This window comes from Peristeroidobacter agariperforans (assembly GCF_004138335.1).
GTDB classification, from domain to species: domain Bacteria; phylum Pseudomonadota; class Gammaproteobacteria; order Steroidobacterales; family Steroidobacteraceae; genus Steroidobacter; species Steroidobacter agariperforans.
The window spans coordinates 3,008,558-3,031,329 of sequence record NZ_RYFW01000001.1; the positions used below are offsets into that span (position 1 = coordinate 3,008,558).

Below are 22,772 nucleotides of genomic sequence, written 5' to 3' on the forward strand. Positions count from 1 at the left end.
AATGCAATCACCTGCGGTGGCGACGAACGAAGCTGAAGCAGGTGTGCGCGCTAGCAAGCTGCGCTGGGCCATCCTCGCGATGCTGTTCGCGGCGACGGTCCTGAACTATGTCGACAGGCAGACGCTGTCGATTCTGGCGTCGAGCGTGCAGAAGGATCTCGGCATCGACGATATCGGCTATGCCCGCATCGTTCAGTACTTTCTGATCGCTTACGCGATCTCCTATCTGTTCGCGGGCTGGGTTACAGACAAGCTCGGGGCCAAGGTGTCGCTCGCGTTGTTCCTGGGTTGGTGGTCGCTCGCCAACATGGCGACGGGCTGGGTGCGCAATGCGGGCCAGCTCGGCTTCGCGCGCTTGATGCTTGGCGTTGGCGAACCCGGCGTGTACACGGCGGGGCCCAAGGCAGTCGCGGAACATTTCCCTCCGGCAGAGCGCGGCTTCGCTCTGGGCGTGTACACCGCCGGTGCGATGATCGGCGCGACCATCGCGCCCCCGTTGATCGCCTGGCTGGCTCTGCGGTACGGCTGGCGCGCGGCGTTCGTTATCACTGGCGCCGCTGGCTTTGTCTGGCTCGTGGTGTGGTTGTTCGTTTATCGCAGCCCCGACGGCGCTCAGCCGGCGCGGACTACCGAGCCGATCGCGTGGGGACCGATATTGCGTGATCGCAGGGTGTGGGGCCTCGCGGTGGCGCGGTTGATCGCCGATCCGGTCTGGTACTTCTATTTGTTCTGGTTCCCGAAATATCTGACCGACGCTCGCGGCATGACGTTGATTCAGGTCGCGAGCCTGGCCTGGATCGTCTACCTCGCCGCCGATCTCGGCAGTATCGGCGGCGGCTGGTTTTCCGGACGGTTGATCCGCGGCGGCATCGCTCCCGCTCGCAGTCGATTGATCGCGATGGGATGCGCGGCGCTGGTTGCGCCGCTCGGCATGTTGATCGCTTTGAAGCTTGGCACTGCGCCGACCCTGGCGCTCGGCGCGTTGGTCGCGTTCGCGCATTTGGTGTTCCAGGTGAATATCGGCGTGCTGGTGGTCGATCTGTTTCCGATGCGCACTGTAGCCACGGTGTTCGGTTTGATCGCGGCAGGCAGCGCGTTCGGTGGGTTCGCATCGACCTATGTGGTGGGCCAGCTCGCCAGCACCGGTGACTACGACGGCGTCTTCTTGTTAATGGGCATGTTGCATCCCATGGCCTGGCTGGTTGCGTGGTTGTCGACCAGGGGCAAGCAATGAGCCATGTCGCTGCGTTCGATGCCGCCGTTCGTCGTTGTCCACTGATCGCGATCCTGCGCGGTGTCCGGCCTGACGAGGTTGTGAGCATCGGTGAGGCGCTGCTCGATGCCGGCTTCACGCTGCTCGAAGTGCCGCTGAATTCGCCCGATCCGCTCGACAGCGTCGCACGATTGGCGCAGGCCTTCGCCGGCCGAGCCGTCGTGGGAGCGGGCACGGTGCTGGAAGAGCGAGAAGTGGATGCGGTTCAGGCGGCGGGCGGCACGATGATCATCTCGCCCAATGCTAGCATCGATGTGATCGTTCGGACCGCTCGCGCCGGTCTGGTTTCTTTGCCAGGAATTGCTACGCCGAGTGAAGCGTTCGCAGCGCTTCGTGCTGGAGCGACCGCGCTCAAGTTATTTCCGGCAGAAGGTTCGAGTCCCGCAGTGCTGAAGGCGATGCGCGCTGTCCTGCCTTCAGGCGTTCGTGTGTTTCCTGTTGGCGGGATCACGCCAGATAACTTGTCCGGCTGGCGTAAAGCTGGCGCTGCGGGGTTTGGCCTGGGGTCAGCGCTATACACTCCGGGGCTGACGCCGGAGCAGGTCTCGATCAGAGCGCGGAAGTTCGTCGACGCCTTGACTGCCGGCTGAGCTCTGCGCCGATCTACGGAGCAAACGGCTGCTCGAATTTAACAGTGCGCGTTCCGGCTGGAGGATCGCGACGCCGATTCCCGGCGAACCTGTCACGATTCATTGCTTCATTCCTGACGTCTACTTAGAGTGCCGGCAAAATAAAGCGCTCCAATGACGTTGGCGTAGCAGGGACATGGAAGCCATCGCGACATTCATGCAGAACGAAGCAGCGGTCATCGCGGTGGGGATCATTGCGATGATCATTGGCGTCGCCGGTGTGCTCCTGCTGGGGGCGCTTTCTTTCGCTGCCACCTTTGTGCGCCGTTTGCCCGGTGGGCCGCTTGCGTTCGCGGGCTTCGCGATCATCATCGCAATGTTTGCGTTCGCCAGCCTGATGACATCCACAATGGAGCTGCAATATGGCCCCCAGGGTGCGGTTGTAGAGGCCGCTGTGTACACGTTGGGCAGCTTTCTTTGCGTGCTTGGGTATGCGCGCCTGGTGTGGTGGGCTGTACGCGGTCGCAGCGGCTGGGCGGAATGAACGGCGGCGCCAGCTCGGTGCAGAAATACAAACCTCCCCTCCACGTGATTGTGGCTACGTGGGTGAGCTGCGGTCTCGGTATTTATGGAATAAAGGCCTGGTACTTCGCGGAGCCGAGCACCTGGCTGTTGATTGCTCCGATCAGCATCATTGGACTCGTGCTCGGAGTAAGGATGTGGCGGCGGGTTCGGCACCTGTACACAAGACGGGGACGGCTGGCGAGCCCGGTGCTGGTGCTTCTGGTCGCCACCTGTCTGAGTGTCGCTGGGGGCCTCGGCCTGCCGGCTTTGACTCTGCGAATGATGGGCCCGGATACTCAAATCTCAGCCACCGTGCTGAGTATCGAGCGTGGCGGCAGGCGATGTCGCAGTGAGGTCTATCTGGCCGAGTATTGGCCAAGCCGTCTTTGCGTCAGTGATCGTGACTACGAATCGTTGCAGCAGGGTGCAAATGTTCTGCTGAATGTGCGCGAGAGCGTTTTCGGCACCTTCGTGTTCTCGATCGAGCCGAGCTGGACCCGGGAAGGTCAGGAGTAATGGATGAACACTCGAAGGTTTCTAGTTCTTCTGCTGTTGTTTCCGGCCCTTGCGTGGGGCGCCGAGTACACTCACACGGTTGGCGACCATACCTATGTCGCGCGCAAGTCAGCGGACTGCTTCGAAATCTCCGAGCACGCCGCCGCTGAGTGCGTAAGGCACTTCTTCGCCGAGTCGGAGCAGGAGCTCGAGACGAGCTTCGATAGCATTCGCAGCCGCCTCGTGCGAGACAGAGAGCTCTTTGAGCAGACGCAGGCCAAATGGGTCGCGTTCAAGGATAGCGAGTGCGAGGTCCGATCGGTGAGTGCGCAAGCGTTCAGCGCGCCCGAAAGGCAGAAGGCGCTGTTCGTGTGGGCATGCGCGGCAGAACTGAATGAACAGCGAGTCCTTCAGCTCAAGTCGCTTTCGCTAGGCTGCGACTCGTGCCTGCAGTGACCATCCCGCGCGACTCATCGTCGCCGTTAGTAGATCAAGGAATGTCATGCGTCTGGCCCTGTTGGCACTCGTGATCGCAGTTCCAGGATCGGCGTTGGCCGTCGATTTCGTGGACCCGGACGGTATTGCCTCGGACGCCCCGGATATGCTGGTGCTGGAGAAGCTGTTTGTCTCCTGCTCGGAGAGCGGGTTTGGGATCTCAGCCAATCGGCCCATTGGGAGCACCACGCGGATCAATGTTCCGGAAATGGCGGAACATTCGCTATCTGACGAGCCCCTACGAATCACTGCTGCGTGTCAGCACGGCAATCGTTCGATCGAAGCTCTGTTGGAGGCGCAGCCTCCGGGCGAAACTGGAATGTGCTCAGCTACGCACTCTGCGAGAGTGCGGATAAGACTGAACAACAAGTTGCTGCTGAGCTCCTGGTTTGCCAACTATTGCACCGGTTGGGGACTGACCTCCGTGCATGCCAGTGGCAGCCAGTCGCTTGCGTATCTTACGGTCTGCGGATATTGGTCGGTTCCATCCGAGCGGTTCGAGAAAGGGGGCTCTGTGAAGACATTTAAATGCGAGAAATTCCCCCTGGACAAGATGCACGAGCAGGGATTGATCTTCGTGGATGGCGAGATCAGTCAATAGACATGAGCGAAGAGAAATTCCTGCGGCCGTGGATGATCTGGCTCATCGGCGGGGCGGCGTTGGGCGTGTTGATGCGGGTGCTGTTCGGTGCACTGCCGTCGCGAGTTTCGGGCCTGATGTCCATCGCCTTCCTGGTAGGGACGCCGACGGTGGTAGGGGCGATCACGGTTTACGGCGCGAGACACGCGTCCGCTTCCTGGGCGTTCGCGATCTTTGCGCCCTGGGGGACCGTGCTTCTCATGCTGCTCGGCTGCGCGATCACGCTGTTGGAAGGGTCGATCTGTATCGCACTGTTGACGCCTCTTTTTCTGGTTTGCGCCAGTGTCGGCGGTGTCGCAATGGAGTGCGCACTTCGAGCTACGAAAACACACCAATCTCAACTGAAGGCGGTAGCACTGCTTCCGTTGCTCATCCTCGTGGCCGAGAGCGGAGTGGACCATCGCACCCAAAGCCGCGAGCTTCGCAGCAGTATTCTGATCGATGCGCCGCCGGCCACCGTCTGGAATGAAATTCTCACGGCGCGAGCGATCCAGCCGGCCGAGCTGCCTTTCAGTCTTACGCATCTGATCGGAGTCCCTCGGCCCGTGGAGGGTATCAATGTCCCGAGCCCCGAGGGTGAGGTTCGATACTCGAAGTGGGAGCGCGGAGTGAATTTCCGGGCAGCCGTCACGAAGCGAGTGGAACAGCAGTCGATCACCTGGCGCTACCATTTCGACGAACAGTCATTCCCGCCTGGCGCGATGGATGAGCACGTGGCCATCGGTGGTCGCTATTTCGACATCGGCGACACGACGTTCAACCTGCGTCCCCTGCCGGGGGAGCGGACCGAGCTCGAGATTGTGGCTCACTACCGCGTGACGACCCGGATCAACTTCTATGCCGTTCCGGCGGCGACGATCCTCGGCAAGGACTTCATGGCCACCCTGCTTGGCTTCTACAAGGGCCGTAGCGAACGTTCCTAGTTCGCTGCTCGATTGGAACGATTCGAGCCGCTAGCGATTTTGCGGATGCCAGCTGTGCGGGCGTCTGAAGGAGGAACAGCTATGCGCTGTCATGAAATCATGAAGACCGAGGTCGAGTGCATCTCGCCCGAGACCTCGATACGCGAAGCGGCCAGGAAATTGCGGGACCACAACATCGGCTTTCTGCCGGTATGCGACGAGGCCATGCGGCCCGTCGGGACACTTACCGATCGCGATATCGCAATTCGAGCCGTCGCCGAAGAGCTGCCGCTCGATGCTCCTGTAGAAGCATGCATGACGTGGGATGTCGTGAGTTGCAGCGCTTCGGACGAGATCCAGGAGGCGCGCGATCTCATGGAGAGCTATCAGGTGTCCAGGATCATTTGTACCGGCAGGCAGGGACGCATCGAAGGCATCATCAGCCTGTCCGACATCGTCGACGTGGATGAGGACAGTGGCGCACAGACGCTGCGTCGTGTGAGCCAGCGCGAAGTGCGCGGTGATAGCCGTTACCTCAGCCCGGGTCTGTGAAGGCTCGTGCTTCACCCAATCGGAGGATCTGAAGATGATGTCCAGAATCCTGATCGTGTCGGCGACGGCATTGCTGACACTGACGACCGCCTATGCCAATGACGACGATAAGCACACCGACAAGCAAGCCAGCGCGACCTTCAAGGCCATGGATGCCGATCGCGACGATCGCCTGACTCAGAACGAGGTGTCCGGCGATCCGACGCTGGCTCAGAACTTCACGGCACTGGACCGCGATTCGGACGGCTACTTGAGCAAGAAGGAGTACACGGCGGCGGCCGGCAAGGACCACACGAAGACTGAGAAGGAGCAGCGTCCTTATTGATGGAGCAGATCTCGCGGTGAGGGTGGCGCACGGAAAGTGCAAGCGAAACTGAGATTCGTACATTGTGAGGCGGCAGCGCGGCGGTCGACCTAGCGCCGCCGTTTCACAATGAGATCGATTCCAGCGCATGGCCACCCTCATCGGCGGCATCGGTGTTTCGCACACCCCGACCATTGGTTTCGCACACGACCGGGGATTACGGGAGAGGCCGCCTGGCGGCCCATCTTTCAGGATCTCGACGTGGTGCGCGACTGGCTGGTCGCGGCCCGGCCGGACGCCATGGTGGTGATCTTCAACGATCACGTCACCTCGTTTTTCTTCGATCATTACTCGGCTTTCACACTCCACGCTGCTGCTGGATGACCTGCTGGTCAATACGCTGGACTTTGCGTGCCGCGACGGCGTGTGCGGCGAAAGTAACAACCTGGAGATGAACGACACCTTCAGTCAGGAGTTCCGCCTGACCTCACCGGGCGGCGGCTTCTTCGATTACCTGCTCGGCCTGTACTACTACGACTCCGCGGTGGAGCGCGATGTGACGATCGCGGGCGTGCGCTCTAACATTGCGGGCAACGTGAGCTTCCCGACGCCGGCTTCGGTCGTCGTCAATCGTGCGACGGCTTATGTGCTCGCGGACATGCTCACCAAAGTCGATACCGTCAACAAAGCGGTGTTTGGCAACCTCAACGTTCGCCCGGTCGATGACCTGACCTTGACCGCAGGTTTCCGTTATCTGCTCGGTGGGCGGCGGCGGAGCGGTAGCCGAGTCGATTCCACGCGACTTCGATCGCTACTTCGGCATGACGCTGTCGGTGGGCTTTTGATGGAGCAACTCGAGCGTGAGCTCACGACGCGGGCCGGCGTGATCGCCGGTCTGGTCGGCGGCATCGTCATCTGGATCTATGAAGCGGCAGTCTGGGTCGCGCGCAGAACCTGATGCCACTGGCCGGAATTCCACGCAATGCCACCGGGCTGGTATTTGGCAAGCAGATACAGGAATCGCTCGGATGGATCGCCTACCTCGTCGGCGCCGGGATCCATTTCCGGTTCTCGATCGCCTGGGGCGTGTTGTTCGCGTGGCTGTGGCCGTATTTCCGCGAGCGCGGTTACGAGGCAACATTTCTAGCATTGATCTATGCCGTAATAGCATGGATCGTGATGCACGCGGCCATCATGCTGGCCTCCGACAATCACCCGGACGACTTCGATCCCGTGGTGATCATCGGCGGTTTTATGTCGCACTTCTTCACGATCCCGTTGGCGCTGATCGTGAAGCGTCGCCTGGGCTGAGACGCTTGCGCTCCCGGTATTTGCTGGGCGACTCGTTGCAGATGCGGGTGAAAAAGCGGGGGAAATAGGCGGGATCCTGAAAGCCCAGCCAATAGGCGGCCTGCGCGACGGTCCAGCCTTCGGGATAGCGCCGCTCCATTTATTCGCGGAATTCCCGCACCAGCGCGGCGTTTCCGCTGGTGTTCTGGCGGAGCGCAGTGGCGGTTTCGCCGCGCCGGAGGATTGCAACCAGGACAGTGAGCAGGCAGGCTTCGGCCGCGATCACGTTGCCGGCCGCTTGACCGTCGAGCTCACGGTCGAGCCGTAACCGGGCGCTGCGAATATCGGATGTTTCTTCGTCGTCGACGGCCAGCGACAGGATGCGAGGCTCGCTCCATACGGCGCGCAGCTCGGGCATGCGGTCGAGCAGACTGCGCAGGTAGGTTCGGCGACGGTGAGTACCCAGCCGTCCGAATCCATGCCATAGTCGAAGCCGTGCACCGTGTTGACCGGCACGATGAGCACGCTGGGACTCGCGAATGGCCGGCGATCGGTTTCACTGTCATGAGCCCAGCGCCGCCGCGCACGAATACGATTTGACCGAAATGCGGATGGCTGTGCGGCTCGATGCGCCAGCCGTTGGCGCGGCAGCGGTCGGCCAACGGCTCCACGTTGACGAACCAGTCGCCGGCGCCGCTCGCCACCTCTCCGTACAGGTGATAGCGGGGAACCGTTGCGCCTTCGGTCCGCCCGACGAATCGAACTGCCGGACATGGCAATTCCGGAACGAGTTGGGCAGCATGGCATAGCTTGCATGGCGCAAGAGGAACTTGCAGCGCCGGGGGGCGCGCTTCAGGGCTTTGTTCACTGAAGACAATCAGGGGTTTGCATGTCTGAAAGACAATCGGCGTTCGGGCCGGGTCGATATCGTTGGCTAGTCGTCGCGCTGCTGTTCGTGGCCATGATCATCAACTACATCGATCGTCAGATGATCGGTGTGTTGAAGCCCGGTTATCTGCAACCGGAGTTTGGCTGGAGCGAGCGCGACTACGCGAACATCGTCACCTGGTTCCAGGCGGCGTATGCGTTGTCCTATCTGTTCTTCGGCAGGTTCGTCGATCGCATCGGCGCCAAATGGGGCATGGGAGTTGCGTTCACGCTCTGGACGATCGCGCATATCTCACACGCGGCGGCTCGCAATCTCACGCACTTCATCATGGTGCGTGTCCTGCTCGGCGTGGGTGAGGGCGGCGGCTTCCCGTCGAGCATCAAGGCCGTCACCGAGTGGTTCCCCAAGAAGGAGCGTGCGCTCGCGACCGGCATTTTCAACGCCGGCACCAACATCGGCGCGATCCTGACGCCGCTGATCGTCCCCTTCATCGTCGTCGACCTGGCAATGGGCTGGCGCGCCAGCTTTGTCATCGTCGGTGTGGCAACGCTGCTGTGGCTGCCTGCCTGGTGGATGCTGTACACGGCGCCGCGCGAGAACAAACATGTGACACCGGGCGAGCTGGCGCTGATCGAGAGCGATCCGCCCGACGTGGGCCCGAAGATGCCGTGGACGCAGGTCGTGCGCATGCGCCAGACCTGGGCCTACGCGCTCGGCAAATTCCTCATCGACCCGGTGTGGTGGATGTTTCTGTTCTGGCTGCCGGACTTCCTGTCGCGCACGCGCGGCCTCGATCTGAAGTCGTTCGGCATACCCATCGTGGCGATCTATCTCGCCTCCGACGTGGGCTCGGTCGCGGGTGGCTGGTTGTCCTCTCGAATGCTAGCGCGTGGCAGCTCTCTGGCCCGTGCACGCAAGACGGCAATGTTGGTGTGCGCGCTGTGCGCCTTGCCGATCGTCTTCGCGACCAAGGTCGAGAGCTTGTGGGCGGCTGTTGCGCTCATCGGCCTCGCCACCGCCGCACACCAGGGTTTCTCTGCAAACCTCTACACGCTTCCCGGCGACGTCTTCCCGCGCTCCGCGGTGGGCACGGTCATCGGCATCGGCGGCATGCTGGGCGGTATCGGCGGAATGTTCTTTGCTCAGTTCGTCGGCCAGGTATTGCAGACCGTCGGCGACTACACGCCGATCTTCATGGTCTGCGGCTCGGTTTACCTGATCGCGCTGCTGGTGGTGCACTGGCTGGCGCCGGGGTACCGGCCGGTGGATCAAACCGGCGCGGCGGATTACAGGCCGGCCGAGCAAACGCAGTAACCAGGCACTCGAGTTGTCGCTGCGATCACGCTCGACGAGCAGCGTCGATCGCAGCGGCAAGTTGCCACATGCTGGCTCGGATCGCCGCCGGCTTGCAGGCGCCGAAGCCCAATAGCAATCCGTTCTGACTCGGGCCGCTCCCATAGTGATATGCAGAGAGCGGCACGACTTCGACCTTGCGTGCGGCCGCCTGAGTGCAGACGCGCTCGGCATCGACTCCCTCGAGCTCCGCAACGGCGTGCAAGCCGGAGTGAACGGGTCGAAGGCGCAGGGCGGCGCCGGTGCGGTCGATGGACGTGCGCAGTGCGTGCAAGCGCTCCGCATACTCTTGCTGCATGCGACGGACGTGTCGCTGATAGTGACCGCGCGTGATGAATTCCGAGAGGATGAGTTGTTCCAGCAGCGGTGGATGAACATCGCTCGCGACTCGCGCCGTAACGAAGCCATCCACGATGTCGCTCGGCACGATCAGGAAGCCCAGCCGCAGCGCTGGAAACAAAGTCTTGCTGAACGACCCGGCGTAGATGACACGGCCGTCGGGGTCGAGGGCGTGCAAGCAGGGCAGCGGGCGAGTGTCGTAATGGAAGATGCAGTCGTAGTCGTCTTCCAGGATCCACGCCAGCGATTCGCTGGCCCAGGCCAGCAGCGCGTGCCGTCGCGCCAGGCTCATGGGCATGCCGAGCGGAAATTGATGTGACGGTGTCACATACGCGAGGCGGACGCGACTGCTGTCAGGCGTCGAGCGATCGATGATCATGCCTTCGCGATCTAGCGGCACGCACACAGCTTTGGCGCCGGCCGAGAGCAGGGCGCTGTGTGCGCCCGGATAACCGGGATCTTCGATCCATACGGCATCGCCGACATCGAGCAGCAGATGAAACACGAGATCGATGCCGCGTTGAGCGCCGGCGACGACCAGCACTTGCTCCGGATCGCAACTGGTCCCTCGCGAGCGCATCTGTTCGGCGATCGCTTCGCGTAAGCGACGCAGCCCGGACAGTCGCGAGTAATCCAAGCGCGCGGGCGACAACGAGCGGACGCACTGGCGCGCGATCTGCGACCAGAGTCGGACAGGAAACAAATCGACTGCTGGTGTGCCCACTCGAAATGGCCGGGGCGGCAAAGGCGAACGTCGATCGACAGGGCGGGTGCGCGCCAGAGATCGGCCGCGCGCTGAGAGCAATGGATGTTTCATTGTCGACGCCGTCGCTACGACGCGCAGAGCAGGTCGCCGGTCCGGCAACTCCTTCGCGATATAGATGCCGGAGCCTGGCCTCGGCACGAGGTAACCTTCGGCCTTGAGTTGCTCGAACGCCAGCAGCACGGTGGTGCGCGAGACGCCCAGATCGACCGCCAGGGTGCGCGTCGAAGGCAGGCGGCTGTCGGTGGGCAGCAGGCCCTCGACGATCGAGCGGCGAATACAGAAATAGATCTGCTCCTGCAGTGTCTGGCCGAGCGAGGGTTCGATGCGCAGGGGCAGTGTGACCGTCTTGACCATGACGCGCATTCCTTGGCGTTGGCGCACACAGAAGCACCGACTCCGTCGCTGGAGTCGGTGCTTGTTTCCTATGTGCTCATCTTGAGATCAGCGCAGGGAAAGCGCAATCGCGCGGGCCATGGCTTCGTGTCCGGCGTCATTCGGGTGAATGCCGTCGCCCGAGTCATACGCAGGCAGAAGTTGCAGGGGATTGCTCGGGTCGCGCAGCGCTACGTCGTACTCCACGACCGCGTCGAACTGTCGGCTGGTGCGGATCCACTGATTCACGGCCTGGCGTTTGGCTTCGTTCTCCGGCGTGTGGACATTGGGGAACGGGGTGCTGGCGTTCGGTGGAATCGTGGCGCCGTAGACACGCAGCCCGCCCAGTCGAGCGCGGCGGACCAATTGTTTCAAGCCAGCGATGATCTGGTCGGCGCTGACGATCTCTTCGGGAACACCGAAGGCGGTGGGGAAGATGATGTCGACGTAGCCCAGTTCGATCACCACCTGATTGACGCCAGTGGCATTCAGCACTTCACGATCGAACCGCGCCAGGCCTTTCGGACCGCAGGTATCGAACAGCAAGCGTCCGCAGCCGGTCCCTTGATTCAGCACGGCCAATCGTCCAGGGCCGACCGGCGGATTGTACCAACGTGACAACACGTCGCTGACCCGGCGGTTCGCATCGCGTGTCGTGGTCGAACCTTCACTGATCGAGTCGCCGATGATCGCAAGTCCATCGACACTTCTCGAGGAGAGCACTTCGACGAACGTCAGGACATAGCGCGACACCGACGTGTCGTCCTGAACGGGCAGGTCGACCGCATCGCTGAAGTTGCCCGGTGCGGAGGTGTACGCAGTTTGATTGGCATTCTCGTGATAGGTCACGAAGCCGGTGTTCTGCGGGAAATACAAGCTGATCGCGAGCCTTGCGTTCGATGGCACGGCGAAGTTGACGGGATCGCTGAATGCCGCCGCACCCTCCGGAATCACGACAGAGGCCTGTCCACGGAATGTCAGCGCGCGATCCGTGCCCGGCACGGTCGAAGCGCCGGTGGATTGAACTGCAACGTGCGCGGCGCCAACGATCAAAGCACCGACGCCGTATTCGTTCGATAGTTTTATCCGCACACGACTGCCGCCGACGCTGACAGGAATGATCTGCCGCACCGTCTGGTTGTCGAACGATCGCGAGCCCGCACCGAGCGCCGAACCATGCGCCATCGGCGGAACACTCCACGTCGCCACCCATCGCGGGCCATCGAAGTCGGCGGACGCTGGCTCTATCGTTTGCGCGCTGACCGCAGCGATGCTGGCAAGACCGACGAGTACGCCGGCCGCCGCTCGCATCAGCTGTCGACGCGACCACTCTGTTACTTTCTTCATGAGCAACCTCCTGTTTATCCGTTCCCTTCGCCGCGCAAAGTCTGCATACGCGAGCCGCCCCCGGGGTAGCTCCACTTCGATGCAGTCGGATAAAGCCAGTTAGGTACGCTCTGCCGGCGCACTCGCGATCATTCTTCGTCGTCGCTCGGATAAGTGAGCTCGCCTTTGACGACGCGGGCCGGTGGCGTGTGCGTGTGAGGCGTTGCATGCGTGGCGTCGAGAATGTGGATGACCTCGATGCCGCGCAGGATCAGTACGTCGGCAATCAAGCGGCGGTGACAGCGCCACCACACGGCTTCGGCGCACATCAGCGTGGTACGTTCTTGTTTGGCGAGATCGATCAGGTCCGCGAGTCCTTCCGCGAATTCCTCGGACGAGAGGTGATCTGCGTAGCCTCGAAACGAAGCATTGCGCCAGCCGGTGTTGGGCGAATTTTTATGAGTTCGCCGTCGGCCGCCCAGCTTTGGAAACCATCGATAGGCGATGCCCAGCCGCTCGAGATTTTTCGCCATGGTGTCCTGATCGAACTGCGGCAGACGCCGCGAGCCGGGCAGCCGGCGCACGTCCGCGACCGCTTGCAGCTCATAGGCCTGCAGCAGGCTGACGAACTCGTCCCACGAATGGGTGGAATGACCGAGAGTCCAGACGGTGGTCTTCACTCTTGCCCCGTACCTCCGGATTCCAAACGGTGCAGAGCCGCTGCGGTTCCGAGCGATCGCCCTTGCGTCGGTCCCGCCCGGTAGCGGTATCATCCTGCCCAAAACCAGGAGGGGCCGATTCGATGATCCGTCGTATATTGCTTGCGATACCCTTGGTGCTCGGTCTGTCGGTCGTGTCGGGAGAGGCGGTGATGGCGAAAGAGGTTCCGGTGCTCGGCAAGGTCGAGCGCCTCGATCCGGCGTTCGACAAGCTGGTCGAGCCGGGCGCCGCGATCGAGCTGCTCGCCGAGAAGAAGTTCGAGTGGTCGGAGGGCCCGATCTGGGATGCTCCCAACCGCCGTGTGCTGTTCTCGGATATCCCCCGGAACATGATTTGGGAATGGTCCGAGAGCGGTGGCCTGAACAAATTCCTGCAGCCGTCCGGCTACACCGGCAGCGAGCCGTTCACCGGCCGCGAGCCTGGCTCCAATGGCTTGACCTTCAACAAGGCCGGCGAGCTGGTCATGTGCCAGCACGGCGATCGTCGCATCGCCAAGCTGAGCGGCGGCAAGTTCGTCACGCTGGCAGACAAATATCAGGGTAAGCGCCTCAACAGCCCCAACGACCTGGTGTTCAAGTCGAACGGCGACCTGTACTTCACCGATCCGCCGTATGGCTTGCCGAAGCAGGCGGACGATCCGGGCAAAGAGCTGGGTTTCCAGGGCGTCTATCGATTGAACGCGCGTGGCGAGCTCACGCTGCTGACTCGCGAGCTGAGCCGGCCCAATGGACTTGCGTTCTCACCGGACGAGCAGACGCTGTACGTCGCCAACTCCGATCCGACCAGGGCGATCGTGATGGCTTATCCGGTCAAGAGCGACGGCACGCTCGGCGCGGGCAAAGTTTTCTTCGATGCGACCAAGGCGGCGCAGGAGAAGAAGCCGGGCCTGCCCGACGGCATGAAGGTCAGCCGCGATGGCACGCTGTGGGCCACCGGCCCGGGGGGCGTGCTCGTTTATTCGCCAGCCGGCAAACACCTGGGGACGCTTGCCACCGGCGTGCCGACGGCCAACCTGGCCTTCGGCGACGACGGCAGCACGCTGTACATCACTGCAGATAAAAACCTGGTCCGCTTGCGGACGAAAGTGAAGGGCTGGTGATGTTTGTCGCGGCGGCGAGCTCTGCCAGCAGAGCCGCCGCGCTCTTGAGATCCTGCGTCTCGAAGCCTTCGGTGAACTGATCGTAGATCTTCGAGAGCATCTCACGAGCTTCCCTCGCTCGACCCTGCGCAACGCGGAGCCGCGTCATCGTGATCGTCGTGCGCAGTTCCCAGCCGATCGCTCCTTGATGACGCGCCAGCGCGAGCGATTGCATGAGGCAATTCTCGGCTCGCATTTCGTCGGGCCGCGGCATCGATAGAAGCACGATCGCCTTGATACGAAACAACTCAGGCGCATCCCAGGTCTCGGCGCCGCCCGGTGCAAGGGCTATTGCATCGTTGATGACCGTGAGCGCCTCTTCCGCGCGTCCGGTGTTGGCCAGTGCCTCGGCGAGGCAACAGGCGGTGACCGACAGCATCAGATTCTTCTGGCTGGTGGATTGCATGTTCGCCAGCGTGTCGCGGAGGATCTCGATGCCTGCTTCGAGATTGCCGCGCCGGACCAGCAGCTCGCCTTTCAAGGCCAGCGCCTCGGCATGAAACCACATCAGGCGGCCTTGCCAATGCGGCTGCGCCATCACTGTTTCATTCATTTCCTGCGCGGTCTCCAGGTCGCCGCACCACAGGAACACGTAACAGGAGTAGACCAGCGAATAGCTCACGCTGATCGGCGAGCCGGTTTCGGCCGCCTCGATCATGGATTCCCTGGCCGACTGCAACGCGCGGTCGGGAAACCCGCAGAGCCATTGCACGCGAGCGAGCCCGTACAACGCGCGAGTGCGATAGTAAAGTCCGGCGAGTTGCTGATCGGCATCGGTGGCGCGGATGCCGTGCGAGAAGCCGCTCTCGAACAACTGCTTCGATACAGCCGGATTGCCGAGCACGTATTGGGATGAGCCGAGCATCCAATCGGCAATGACGCGGCGGGACACGTCATTCGTGTCTCTCGCCACGGCATCCATTTCCTCAGCGACCGTCAGCGAGCTCTTGAAGTCGGTCATGCGCAGCACGTAGACGTGCAGTGCGCCGAGCAGTCGGAAACGAATCGCGGTTTCACCCAGCTGTCGCGCGATCTGGAGGCCGCGATCGATGGCCGAGCGCGCTTCGATTGAGTTGGTCAACAACGAAGAGATCGCCAGCGCTTCCTGCAGCACGAGCTCTCGTTTGTCGCCACGCGTCGCTGCTGGAAGCACTGCCAGCGCCGCCTCGCTCCACTTGCGACATTCGTTCCACAGCGAAAGATCCAGAAACGTGGAGACGGAGGCTGCCGCCAGATCGATGCCGAGTGCGGTTCTGTGAGACTCACTGCTTCCTGCACGTGCGCCGAAGCACCATTCGAGCGCTGCCCGCAGGTTGCCCAAGTGCTCATGACGCGTGCGTCGGCAGTCGCCGCCGGCAGCGAGATTCAGCAGCTGAGTGAAATAGCGGGCGTGACGCTCGGCAGTGACGTCCATTTCGTCGCCGCACTCCTCGAGCTTTCTGATCGCGTAGATGCGGGTCGTTTCCAGCAGGCGGTAACAGGTCGCGCCTTCGTGGGTCTTGATCGCCGACACCAGCGACTTTGCGATCAGCTGGTCGACGATGGAGGCGAGCTGAGCTTCATCGAGCTCCGCGTCTGAGGCCACGGCTTGCGCCGCTTCCAGCGTAAAGGTGCCGACGAACAGTGACAGTCTGCGCAGCACATGCTGCTCGGCGGGCGGCAGCAGGCTGTAGCTCCAGTCGAGCAGCGAATGCAGCGTCTGATGTCTCGGCAGCGCCGTGCGACGCCCTTGCCAATGCAGGCCCAGACGCTTGTTCAGCAACGTTGCCGTGCCTTCCAGACCGTGGGTGCCAATTCGCCCGGCGACGAACTCGAGCGCCAGCGCGATGCCGTCGAGCCGGCCGCAGATGTCGGCCACGATCGGCGCGTTCGCGTCGGTCAACTCGAAACGACTGTCGCTCGCCATGGCGCGTTCGACGAACAGCTTCACGGCAGGGAATGTCAGAGCCGTCGCCGCAGTCACCTTTGCATCGGCCGGCGGACTTTCGAGAGGGCGCAGCCAATGGGCGTGCTCACCTTCGACTCGCAGCGCCTCGCGACTCGTGGCGAGAATGTGAACTTCGGGCGCCTGGCTGAACATCATCTCGGCCAGCGGGGCGGCCCCATCGATCACGTGCTCGCAATTGTCGAGGATCAACAGCATTCGGGTCGTTCGCAGGAACGTCATCAGTGCTGCGAGCGGGTCGGCGCTTTGAATCGAGAGGCCGAGCGTCGATGCGATGGTTGCCGCGAGCAGCTTGGGATCGGCGAGCGCGCCGAGGTCGACGAAACACACTTTGCCCGCGAACTCTTCCAGCATCGCGTGAGCGACCGAAATGGCCACTGTCGTCTTGCCCATACCGCCTGCGCCAACGATGGTGACGAAGCGATCGGTGCGCAGGTCGGCGACGATCGTTCGAACCGCATCGTCGCGACCGACCATGCGAGCAAGTGCCGGCGGCAGCACGCGCCGCTCGACGATGATGGTGGAGTGAGGCGGCGAGGCTGTTGCTGTCGAAGGCGCAGTACGTGTGCGCTTCACCGGTGCAACGAACGTATAGCCTTGTCCGGCTACATTCGCGATGTATCGCGCGCCGTCTTCACCGTCGCCGAGCGCCTTGCGCAAGGTCGTCATGTGCACCCGGAGATTGCCCGGGCTCACCACGAGGTCGCGCCACACCCGTGAGATCAAGTCGCGGTGGCTGACGATCTCGCCGGCGCGTTCGACCAGTGCGATCAGAATGTCGAGCGCGCGGTCGCCCAGTGCGATGGCTACGCCGTCGCGCTCCAGTTTCCGGGTCAACGGGGAGAGTTGGAACGGCCCGAAGCAGACGGCGCCGTTATCTGAGCCGATCATGGCGACGGAGCATAACCGATTCGTGCCGGCCGCACGCAGGAGTGACGGCCGGCGCCGACACCGTGCCTGCGGGCTCTACAGGTTGGTCGCCGCGCGCTCGATCACTTTCGCGACGGCCTTTGGATTCGAGGTCATGACCACGTGGGAGCCGCCGTGGACTACTTCCGTATACCTGGATTTTGCGCGCTCAGCCATGAACTGCAGAGCTTGCGGGGGAATGTTCTTATCCCCATCGCCATAAATGAACCATGAAGGAATCGTCTTCCAGGCAGTTGCGCCGGTCGCTTCATTGAGCGCCGCTTCGGTAATGGGACGCTGGCCCGCCGCCATCGACGCAGCTTGCGCGGCCGAGACGTCAGCGGCGAACTGGTCGTGAAAGCGGCTTTGTTGAATGTAGAGATCCTTGCCGCCATCGGCGAGCGTGACCGGTGTGGCCAGCGCCGCGCCGAGCGTGCTGCCCGGGAACTTGCCTGACAGCGTGGACGCCGATTCGCCGACATCGGGCGCGAAGGCGGCGACATAGACCAGGGCCTTCACGTTCGATGCCTGGGCTTCGGTGATGACCGAGCCCCCATACGAGTGGCCGACCAGCACGACCGGTTGTTTGATGCCGTTTGCGATGTCGTCGACATACTTCGCATCGTTCTTTACTCCGCGCAACGGGTTCGCGACGGCAACGACGTCATAGCCGTCTTTTTTCAGAATCGAGATGACGCCGTTCCAGCTGGACGCGTCCGCAAACGCGCCGTGCACCAGAAGGATCGTCGGCTTGGCGGGCTGCGACGCGGCCATCGAGCCCGTCAGCACAGCGGCGGTGGCGGTGATCGCGGTCAGGATTTTCATGAGAGTGTTCCTCGTGATCTGAGTCTGGTGCACGGCGCGGGGGTTACTTCAATCCAGCCTTGTCCAGGCCATAGAGCGCATCGGCGGAGCCGGGGACGGTTTTGAAGGCGACGCTCAGGCGGTTCCAGCCGTTGATCGCCACGATGGCGAAGGTCAGATCGGAGATTTCCTTTTCCGACAACTGGCCACGCACACGCTCGTAGATGTCATCCGGTACGCCTTGCTCGGGCAGCTTGGTGACAATCTCGGTCCACGCCAGGGCAGCGCGTTCGCGAGGCGCGAACAAAGTGGACTCCCGCCAGACTGCGACGTGATGCAGACGCAGCTCGCGCTCGCCGTGAATCTTGGCTTCCTTGACGTGCATGTCCACGCAGAAGCCGCAGCCGTTCAGCTGCGAAGCGCGCAGAGTTACCAGATCGAGAATCGATTCCTCGATCGTGCTTTCCTTGAGAGCGAGATTGAAGGCGGCGAATTTTTTCAGCAGTTCGGGGGACTGCTGGGCGTAGTTGATACGTTGCATCGTCGATTACTCCGGGGATGGTTGCTCGCGCAACAACCATCCTCGGAAAATCGAGGCATCGGTTCTTGGAGAAGTGCGGGGCAGTTTGCACGCGCCGCGCGTGCCCCTTGTACTAAGGCTGGCCGACCACGACCTCACTGATCTGCACGATCGGCTGCAGGTCGGTGTAGTTGGGAATGTCCGCCATGATTTCCTTGGCGTGCGGACCGAATGCCGCCTGGAACGCTTCGACCGAATCGCAGTAGATGTGGCACATGCCTACGTAGGTTGCCGGCTCGCCGGGACTGCCGCCGCCCAAGCCTTTGTCCACGGTATAAAACCGGCACGCGGCGCCCATGCGAGCCTGCACCAGGGGCATGTGCTTGTCCTTGTAATAGGCATGGTCGAAGCGAGCGCCTGCTTTGTTCGGGTACATCACACTGACTTTGATCATCGTTGTCTCCCGTCACTGCGCTGTGGTGGGGCCTATCCTGCGCTCAATCGCATTCGAAAGTCACCTTCACCGCGTCGCCCGCCGGCAGAAAATCTTCACAGGATTTGGTCTGCCCGAGAGTAACCGGCACGCGCACCATGGCGTGGTCGCCGTTGCACTGGAGTCAGTCATGGACAGAGCCGTCGCTTTTTGGGTCTTGCTGCTGGTTGCCGCGACCTGGCTGTTCTACAAGCTCGCGGTGCTGCTGGAGCCAGGTTCCGAGAAATGAGCGTCATGAACTGGATCGGTCTGACCTTGGCCCTGGGCCTGGGCGTGTACCTGGTGGTCGCGTTGATGTTCCCGGAGAGGTTCGCATGAACCAGCTAGGAGCCCTCCAGATCGCGTTGTTCGCGATCGCGCTCACCGCACTGGTCAAGCCGCTGGGCAGCTTCATGGCAAGGATCTATCAGGGCGAGCGCACCTGGCTCTCGCCCGTGCTGGGGCCGGTGGAGCGCGGCATCTATGGTTTGTGCGGAATCGATGCGAACGTAGAGTCGTCCTGGAAACGCTATGCGCTCGCGGTGCTGCTGTTCAACTTCATCGGCTTCGTGGCCGTCTACATCATCCAGCTTGCACAGGGCGTGCTGCCGCTGAATCCGCAAGGGTTCGCGGGTGTGGAAGCCAAATCGGCTTTCAACACGGCTGTGAGCTTCGCCACCAACACCAACTGGCAGGGCTATGGCGGCGAGTCGACGATGAGTTACTTCACGCAAATGCTGGCGCTGAACGTGCAGAACTTCATTTCTGCCGCCTCCGGCATGGCGGTGCTGGTGGCGTTGATTCGCGGCTTTGCACGCCGTCAGGCGCAGCAGATCGGCAACTTCTATGTCGATATGACGCGCAGCACGCTGTATGTGCTGTTGCCCTTGTCGCTGCTCCTGGCGCTGGCGCTCGTGTCGCAGGGCGTAGTGCAGAATTTTTCCGCGTACGAGACGGTCGAGCTGGTGGAGCCGGTCACCGTCCAGTCGACGCAGGTGACGCAGCAAACGATTCCGATGGGTCCGGCCGCGAGTCAAATCGCGATCAAACAACTGGGCACCAACGGCGGCGGCTTCTTCAATGTGAATTCCGCTCACCCGTTGGAAAACCCGACCCCGCTCGCAAACGTTCTCGAAGTGCTGGCGATCCTGCTGATTCCCGCCGCGCTGTGCTACACGTTCGGCCGCATGGTGAATGACACGCGCCAGGGATGGGCGGTGTACGCGGCGATGTTGATCATCTTCCTGCCGCTTGCGTTCGGTGTTTTCAGCGCCGAGCAGTCCGGCAATCCGCGGTTCGATACGCTGGGTGTGGACCAGGTGAGCTCGGCCACGCACTCTGGCGGCAACATGGAAGGCAAGGAAGTGCGTTTTGGCATCGCGAATTCCGCGTTGTGGGCGGCTGCCACCACGGCGGCGTCCAACGGTTCCGTGAACTCGATGCACGACTCGTACACGCCGCTCGGCGGCTTGGTGCCGATGTGGCTCATGCAGCTGGGCGAAGTCGTGTTCGGCGGCGCCGGTAGCGGGCTCTACGGCATGCTGATGTTTGCAATCGTTGCTGTGTTCATCGCCGGCTTGATGGTGGGTCGTACGCCGGAATATCTGGGAAAGAAGATCGAAGCATACGAAGTGAAAATGGCTTCGCTCGTGCTGTTGCTCCCTTGCGTGGTGGTGCTGCTCGGCACCGCGATAGCGAGTGCGGTTCCCGCCGGCACGGGCAGCGTCGCGAATCCGGGTGCTCACGGCTTCTCGGAGATCCTGTATGCGTTCTCTTCGGCCGGTAACAACAACGGCAGTGCGTTCGGCGGGCTGTCCGCGAACACGCCGTTCTACAACCTCGCGCTGGCTGTGGCGATGTGGATCTCGCGCTTCTGGATAATGATTCCAGTGCTCGCGATCGCCGGCAGTCTCGCTGGCAAACGAAACGTAGCGATTACCGCGGGCACGTTGCCGACGCATACGCCACTGTTCATCGCGATGCTCATCGGCGTCGTCCTGATGGTTGGCGCATTGACATTCCTGCCTTCGCTCGCGCTCGGTCCCATCGTCGAGCACTTGCAGATGATTGGCAAAGGTTGATCCTCATGGTTACGCAAGCGATTCTCCGCTCGGCCATCGTCGAATCGTTCCGCAAGCTCAGTCCGCGAGTGCAGGTACGCAATCCGGTGATGTTCGTGGTGTTCGTCGGCAGCATTTTCACCACGATGATCGGCATCGGCGCGGCCATGGGCCAGATGGAAGGGGCGGGTCGCCCTGGATTTATCCTGACGATCGCGGCCTGGCTGTGGTTGACGGTGTTGTTCGCGAACTTCGCAGAGGCGCTGGCCGAAGGACGCGGCAAGGCGCAAGCCGCGACCTTGCGATCGATGCGCAAGAACACCTACGCCAGGAAACTCACCGCCAACAATCGCGCCGAGTACAAATCGGTCGAGGCGAGTACGCTGCGCCGGGGCGACCTGGTGCTGGTCGAGGCTGGCGACACCATCCCTGCGGATGGCGAGATCGTCGAAGGCGTCGCTTCGGTAAACGAGAGCGCGGTCACTGGCGAATCCGCGCCAGTGCTGCGTGAAGCAGGCGGCGACTTCTCTTCGGTGACCGGCGGCACGTCCGTGCTGTCCGATTGGATCGTCGTGCGCGTCACAGCGAGGGAAGGCGAAGGCTTCCTCGATCGCATGATCGCGATGGTCGAGGGCGCCAGGCGCGGCAAGACACCGAACGAGATCGCGCTATCGATTCTGCTCGCGATGCTCACGCTGGTGTTCCTGCTTACCACCGGCACGCTCGCGCCATTCTCGCAGTTCGCGGTGAATGCGGCCGGACAGGGCTCGGTTGTGACACTCACTGTACTGGTCGCGTTACTGGTCTGTTTGATTCCGACGACCATCGGCGCGCTGCTGTCGGCAATCGGTATCGCCGGCATGGATCGCATGGTGCGCGCGAATGTGATTGCCACGTCGGGCCGTGCGGTCGAGGCTGCTGGCGACGTTGACGTGCTGCTGTTGGATAAGACGGGCACGATCACGTTGGGCGATCGCCAGGCATCGGCGTTCGTGCCGGCGCCGGGTGTCACCGAGCAGGAGCTCGCGGACGTGGCGCAACTGGCGTCGCTCGCGGATGAAACGCCCGAAGGCCGCTCAATCGTCGTGCTCGCCAAGCAGAAGTTTCAGTTGCGCGCCCGTGATCTGGCGAATGTGTCGCACACGTTCCATAAATTCTCGGCGCAATCACGCATGAGCGGCGTCGATCTAGAAGGACGTGGCCTGCGTAAAGGTGCGGCTGACGCAATTCGCAGGTTTGTCGAAGAACAAGGCGGCGTGTGGCCGACCAAACTCAGCGAGTCGGTGGACACGATCGCGCGTCGCGGCGCCACGCCTATTGTGGTCGCCGATGGCAAGCGCGTGCTCGGTGTGATCGAGCTGCGCGATGTGGTGAAGGGCGGCATTCGCGAGCGCTTTGCCGAGCTGCGTCAGATGGGCATCAAGACCGTCATGGTGACGGGCGACAATCGACTCACTGCCGCTGCGATTGCCGCCGAAGCGGGCGTGGATGATTTCCTCGCCGAAGCCACGCCGGAGAAGAAGCTCGCGCTGATTCGTAGCAATCAAAATGAGGGCCGCCTGGTCGCGATGTGCGGCGACGGCACCAACGACGCTCCGGCGCTCGCGCAAGCCGACGTGGCCGTGGCCATGAACACGGGCACGCAGGCCGCGAAGGAAGCCGGCAACATGGTCGACCTCGATTCCAATCCGACCAAGCTGATCGAGATCGTCGACGTCGGCAAGCAAATGCTGGTGACGCGCGGTGCTTTGACGACGTTTTCCATCGCTAACGATGTCGCCAAGTACTTCGCGATCATTCCGGCGGCCTTCGCGGCGACCTATCCATCGCTGAGTGCGCTGAACGTCATCGGGCTGGCAAGTCCGCAGAGCGCCATCCTCTCGGCGGTGATCTTCAACGCCATCATCATTGTGTTCCTGGTGCCGCTGGCGTTGCGCGGAGTCAAAACCCGGGCAACATCTGCAGCTCAGCTGCTACGGCGGAATTTGTTGATCTACGGCGTCGGCGGCCTGGTCGTGCCCTTCATCGGCATCAAGGTCATCGACCTGTTACTCTTGGCCTTCGGCCTGGTGTGA

At 62.2% G+C, this 22,772-nt stretch carries 23 protein-coding genes and 2 pseudogenes; 16 read left to right on the top strand and 9 right to left on the bottom strand.

Annotated elements, in window-relative coordinates; all coding sequences use genetic code 11:
- Nucleotide 1 precedes the first annotated feature (1 nt).
- The 11 genes and pseudogenes from EK373_RS13035 (at nt 2) to EK373_RS13080 (ending at nt 7,105) form a co-directional block, all read left to right on the top strand.
- Nucleotides 2-1,234: an MFS transporter gene (locus EK373_RS13035; protein WP_129643064.1), complete on the top strand. Its 1,233-nt coding sequence runs from the start codon at nt 2-4 to the stop codon at nt 1,232-1,234.
- Nucleotides 1,231-1,863: a 2-dehydro-3-deoxy-6-phosphogalactonate aldolase gene (locus EK373_RS13040; protein ID WP_129643065.1), complete on the top strand. Its 633-nt coding sequence runs from the start codon at nt 1,231-1,233 to the stop codon at nt 1,861-1,863. Before EK373_RS13035 ends, EK373_RS13040 begins: the two co-directional genes overlap by 4 nt.
- Nucleotides 1,864-2,038: 175 nt before the next feature.
- Nucleotides 2,039-2,386 carry a hypothetical protein gene (locus EK373_RS13045; protein ID WP_129643066.1) on the top strand — a complete coding sequence of 116 codons (348 nt, stop codon included), beginning with the start codon at nt 2,039-2,041 and terminating at the stop codon, nt 2,384-2,386.
- On the top strand, nt 2,383-2,922 hold the full coding sequence (locus EK373_RS13050; RefSeq protein WP_129643067.1) for a hypothetical protein: 540 nt from the start codon (nt 2,383-2,385) through the stop codon (nt 2,920-2,922). Before EK373_RS13045 ends, EK373_RS13050 begins: the two co-directional genes overlap by 4 nt.
- Before the next feature lie 3 nt (nt 2,923-2,925).
- Nucleotides 2,926-3,357 (top strand): lysozyme inhibitor LprI family protein, encoded by a 432-nt coding sequence (locus EK373_RS13055; RefSeq protein ID WP_129643068.1) that lies wholly within the window; start codon nt 2,926-2,928, stop codon nt 3,355-3,357.
- 46 nt (nt 3,358-3,403) lie between these two features.
- Nucleotides 3,404-3,997 (top strand): hypothetical protein, encoded by a 594-nt coding sequence (locus tag EK373_RS13060; protein WP_129643069.1) that lies wholly within the window; start codon nt 3,404-3,406, stop codon nt 3,995-3,997.
- Nucleotides 3,998-3,999: 2 nt separating this feature from the next.
- Nucleotides 4,000-4,959 (top strand): SRPBCC family protein, encoded by a 960-nt coding sequence (locus tag EK373_RS13065; protein ID WP_129643070.1) that lies wholly within the window; start codon nt 4,000-4,002, stop codon nt 4,957-4,959.
- An 81-nt stretch (nt 4,960-5,040) separates the two neighbouring features.
- Nucleotides 5,041-5,490 (top strand): CBS domain-containing protein, encoded by a 450-nt coding sequence (locus tag EK373_RS13070; RefSeq protein ID WP_129643071.1) that lies wholly within the window; start codon nt 5,041-5,043, stop codon nt 5,488-5,490.
- A gap of 34 nt (nt 5,491-5,524) precedes the next feature.
- Nucleotides 5,525-5,815 (top strand): EF-hand domain-containing protein, encoded by a 291-nt coding sequence (locus EK373_RS13075; RefSeq protein ID WP_129643072.1) that lies wholly within the window; start codon nt 5,525-5,527, stop codon nt 5,813-5,815.
- Between the two features lie 127 nt (nt 5,816-5,942).
- Nucleotides 5,943-6,160 (top strand): annotated as a pseudogene (locus EK373_RS34255) (DODA-type extradiol aromatic ring-opening family dioxygenase); the annotation flags it as partial.
- Nucleotides 6,161-6,638: 478 nt separating this feature from the next.
- Nucleotides 6,639-7,105 (top strand): annotated as a pseudogene (locus EK373_RS13080) (hypothetical protein).
- On the opposite strand, the gene EK373_RS34260 reads toward EK373_RS13080, so the two are convergent.
- Nucleotides 7,062-7,244 (bottom strand): helix-turn-helix domain-containing protein, encoded by a 183-nt coding sequence (locus tag EK373_RS34260; RefSeq protein ID WP_129643073.1) that lies wholly within the window; start codon nt 7,242-7,244, stop codon nt 7,062-7,064. The pseudogene EK373_RS13080 and the gene EK373_RS34260 overlap by 44 nt on opposite strands.
- Nucleotides 7,245-7,502 carry a hypothetical protein gene (locus EK373_RS13090; RefSeq protein ID WP_129643074.1) on the bottom strand — a complete coding sequence of 86 codons (258 nt, stop codon included), beginning with the start codon at nt 7,500-7,502 and terminating at the stop codon, nt 7,245-7,247.
- Between the two features lie 471 nt (nt 7,503-7,973).
- Between EK373_RS13090 and EK373_RS13095 the strand changes: the two genes are divergently transcribed.
- Nucleotides 7,974-9,287, top strand: a complete 1,314-nt coding sequence (locus EK373_RS13095; RefSeq protein ID WP_129643075.1) for an MFS transporter — start codon at nt 7,974-7,976, stop codon at nt 9,285-9,287.
- Nucleotides 9,288-9,312: 25 nt separating this feature from the next.
- On the opposite strand, the gene pdxR is transcribed toward EK373_RS13095, so the two are convergent.
- The 3 genes from pdxR to EK373_RS13110 all read right to left on the bottom strand — a co-directional run bounded on the left by pdxR (nt 9,313) and on the right by EK373_RS13110 (nt 12,809).
- Nucleotides 9,313-10,785: a MocR-like pyridoxine biosynthesis transcription factor PdxR gene (pdxR, locus tag EK373_RS13100; protein ID WP_198683261.1), complete on the bottom strand. Its 1,473-nt coding sequence runs from the start codon at nt 10,783-10,785 to the stop codon at nt 9,313-9,315.
- A gap of 87 nt (nt 10,786-10,872) precedes the next feature.
- Nucleotides 10,873-12,150: a GDSL-type esterase/lipase family protein gene (locus EK373_RS13105; protein ID WP_129643077.1), complete on the bottom strand. Its 1,278-nt coding sequence runs from the start codon at nt 12,148-12,150 to the stop codon at nt 10,873-10,875.
- A gap of 128 nt (nt 12,151-12,278) precedes the next feature.
- On the bottom strand, nt 12,279-12,809 hold the full coding sequence (locus tag EK373_RS13110; RefSeq protein ID WP_198683262.1) for a DUF488 domain-containing protein: 531 nt from the start codon (nt 12,807-12,809) through the stop codon (nt 12,279-12,281).
- Between the two features lie 122 nt (nt 12,810-12,931).
- Between EK373_RS13110 and EK373_RS13115 the strand changes: the two genes are divergently transcribed.
- A complete protein-coding gene (locus EK373_RS13115) occupies nt 12,932-13,948 on the top strand; it encodes an SMP-30/gluconolactonase/LRE family protein (protein WP_129643079.1) in 1,017 nt (338 codons plus the stop codon).
- Here the strand turns inward: EK373_RS13115 and EK373_RS13120 are convergent.
- The 4 genes from EK373_RS13120 to EK373_RS13135 form a co-directional block, all read right to left on the bottom strand.
- The gene (locus EK373_RS13120; protein ID WP_129643080.1) at nt 13,896-16,823 is read right to left on the bottom strand and encodes an ATP-binding protein; all 2,928 of its coding nucleotides are present in this window, start codon (nt 16,821-16,823) and stop codon (nt 13,896-13,898) included. The two genes, EK373_RS13115 and EK373_RS13120, sit on opposite strands and share 53 nt — an antisense overlap.
- Before the next feature lie 75 nt (nt 16,824-16,898).
- Nucleotides 16,899-17,615: an alpha/beta fold hydrolase gene (locus tag EK373_RS13125; protein WP_407676195.1), complete on the bottom strand. Its 717-nt coding sequence runs from the start codon at nt 17,613-17,615 to the stop codon at nt 16,899-16,901.
- A gap of 94 nt (nt 17,616-17,709) precedes the next feature.
- Nucleotides 17,710-18,186, bottom strand: a complete 477-nt coding sequence (locus EK373_RS13130; RefSeq protein WP_129643082.1) for a carboxymuconolactone decarboxylase family protein — start codon at nt 18,184-18,186, stop codon at nt 17,710-17,712.
- Nucleotides 18,187-18,298: 112 nt separating this feature from the next.
- The gene (locus EK373_RS13135) at nt 18,299-18,619 is read right to left on the bottom strand and encodes an EthD family reductase (protein WP_129643083.1); all 321 of its coding nucleotides are present in this window, start codon (nt 18,617-18,619) and stop codon (nt 18,299-18,301) included.
- A 264-nt stretch (nt 18,620-18,883) separates the two neighbouring features.
- Between EK373_RS13135 and kdpF the strand changes: the two genes are divergently transcribed.
- Genes kdpF through kdpB form a run of 3 tightly spaced genes read left to right on the top strand, consistent with a single transcriptional unit; the run spans nt 18,884 to nt 22,772 of the window.
- A complete protein-coding gene (kdpF, locus tag EK373_RS13140; protein WP_129643084.1) occupies nt 18,884-18,976 on the top strand; it encodes a K(+)-transporting ATPase subunit F in 93 nt (30 codons plus the stop codon).
- Nucleotides 18,973-20,718, top strand: coding sequence for a potassium-transporting ATPase subunit KdpA (gene kdpA / locus EK373_RS13145; RefSeq protein WP_129643085.1), 1,746 nt, complete (start codon nt 18,973-18,975; stop codon nt 20,716-20,718). Before kdpF ends, kdpA begins: the two co-directional genes overlap by 4 nt.
- A gap of 5 nt (nt 20,719-20,723) precedes the next feature.
- Entirely contained in the window at nt 20,724-22,772 is a 2,049-nt protein-coding gene (gene kdpB / locus EK373_RS13150; RefSeq protein WP_129643086.1) for a potassium-transporting ATPase subunit KdpB, read from the top strand.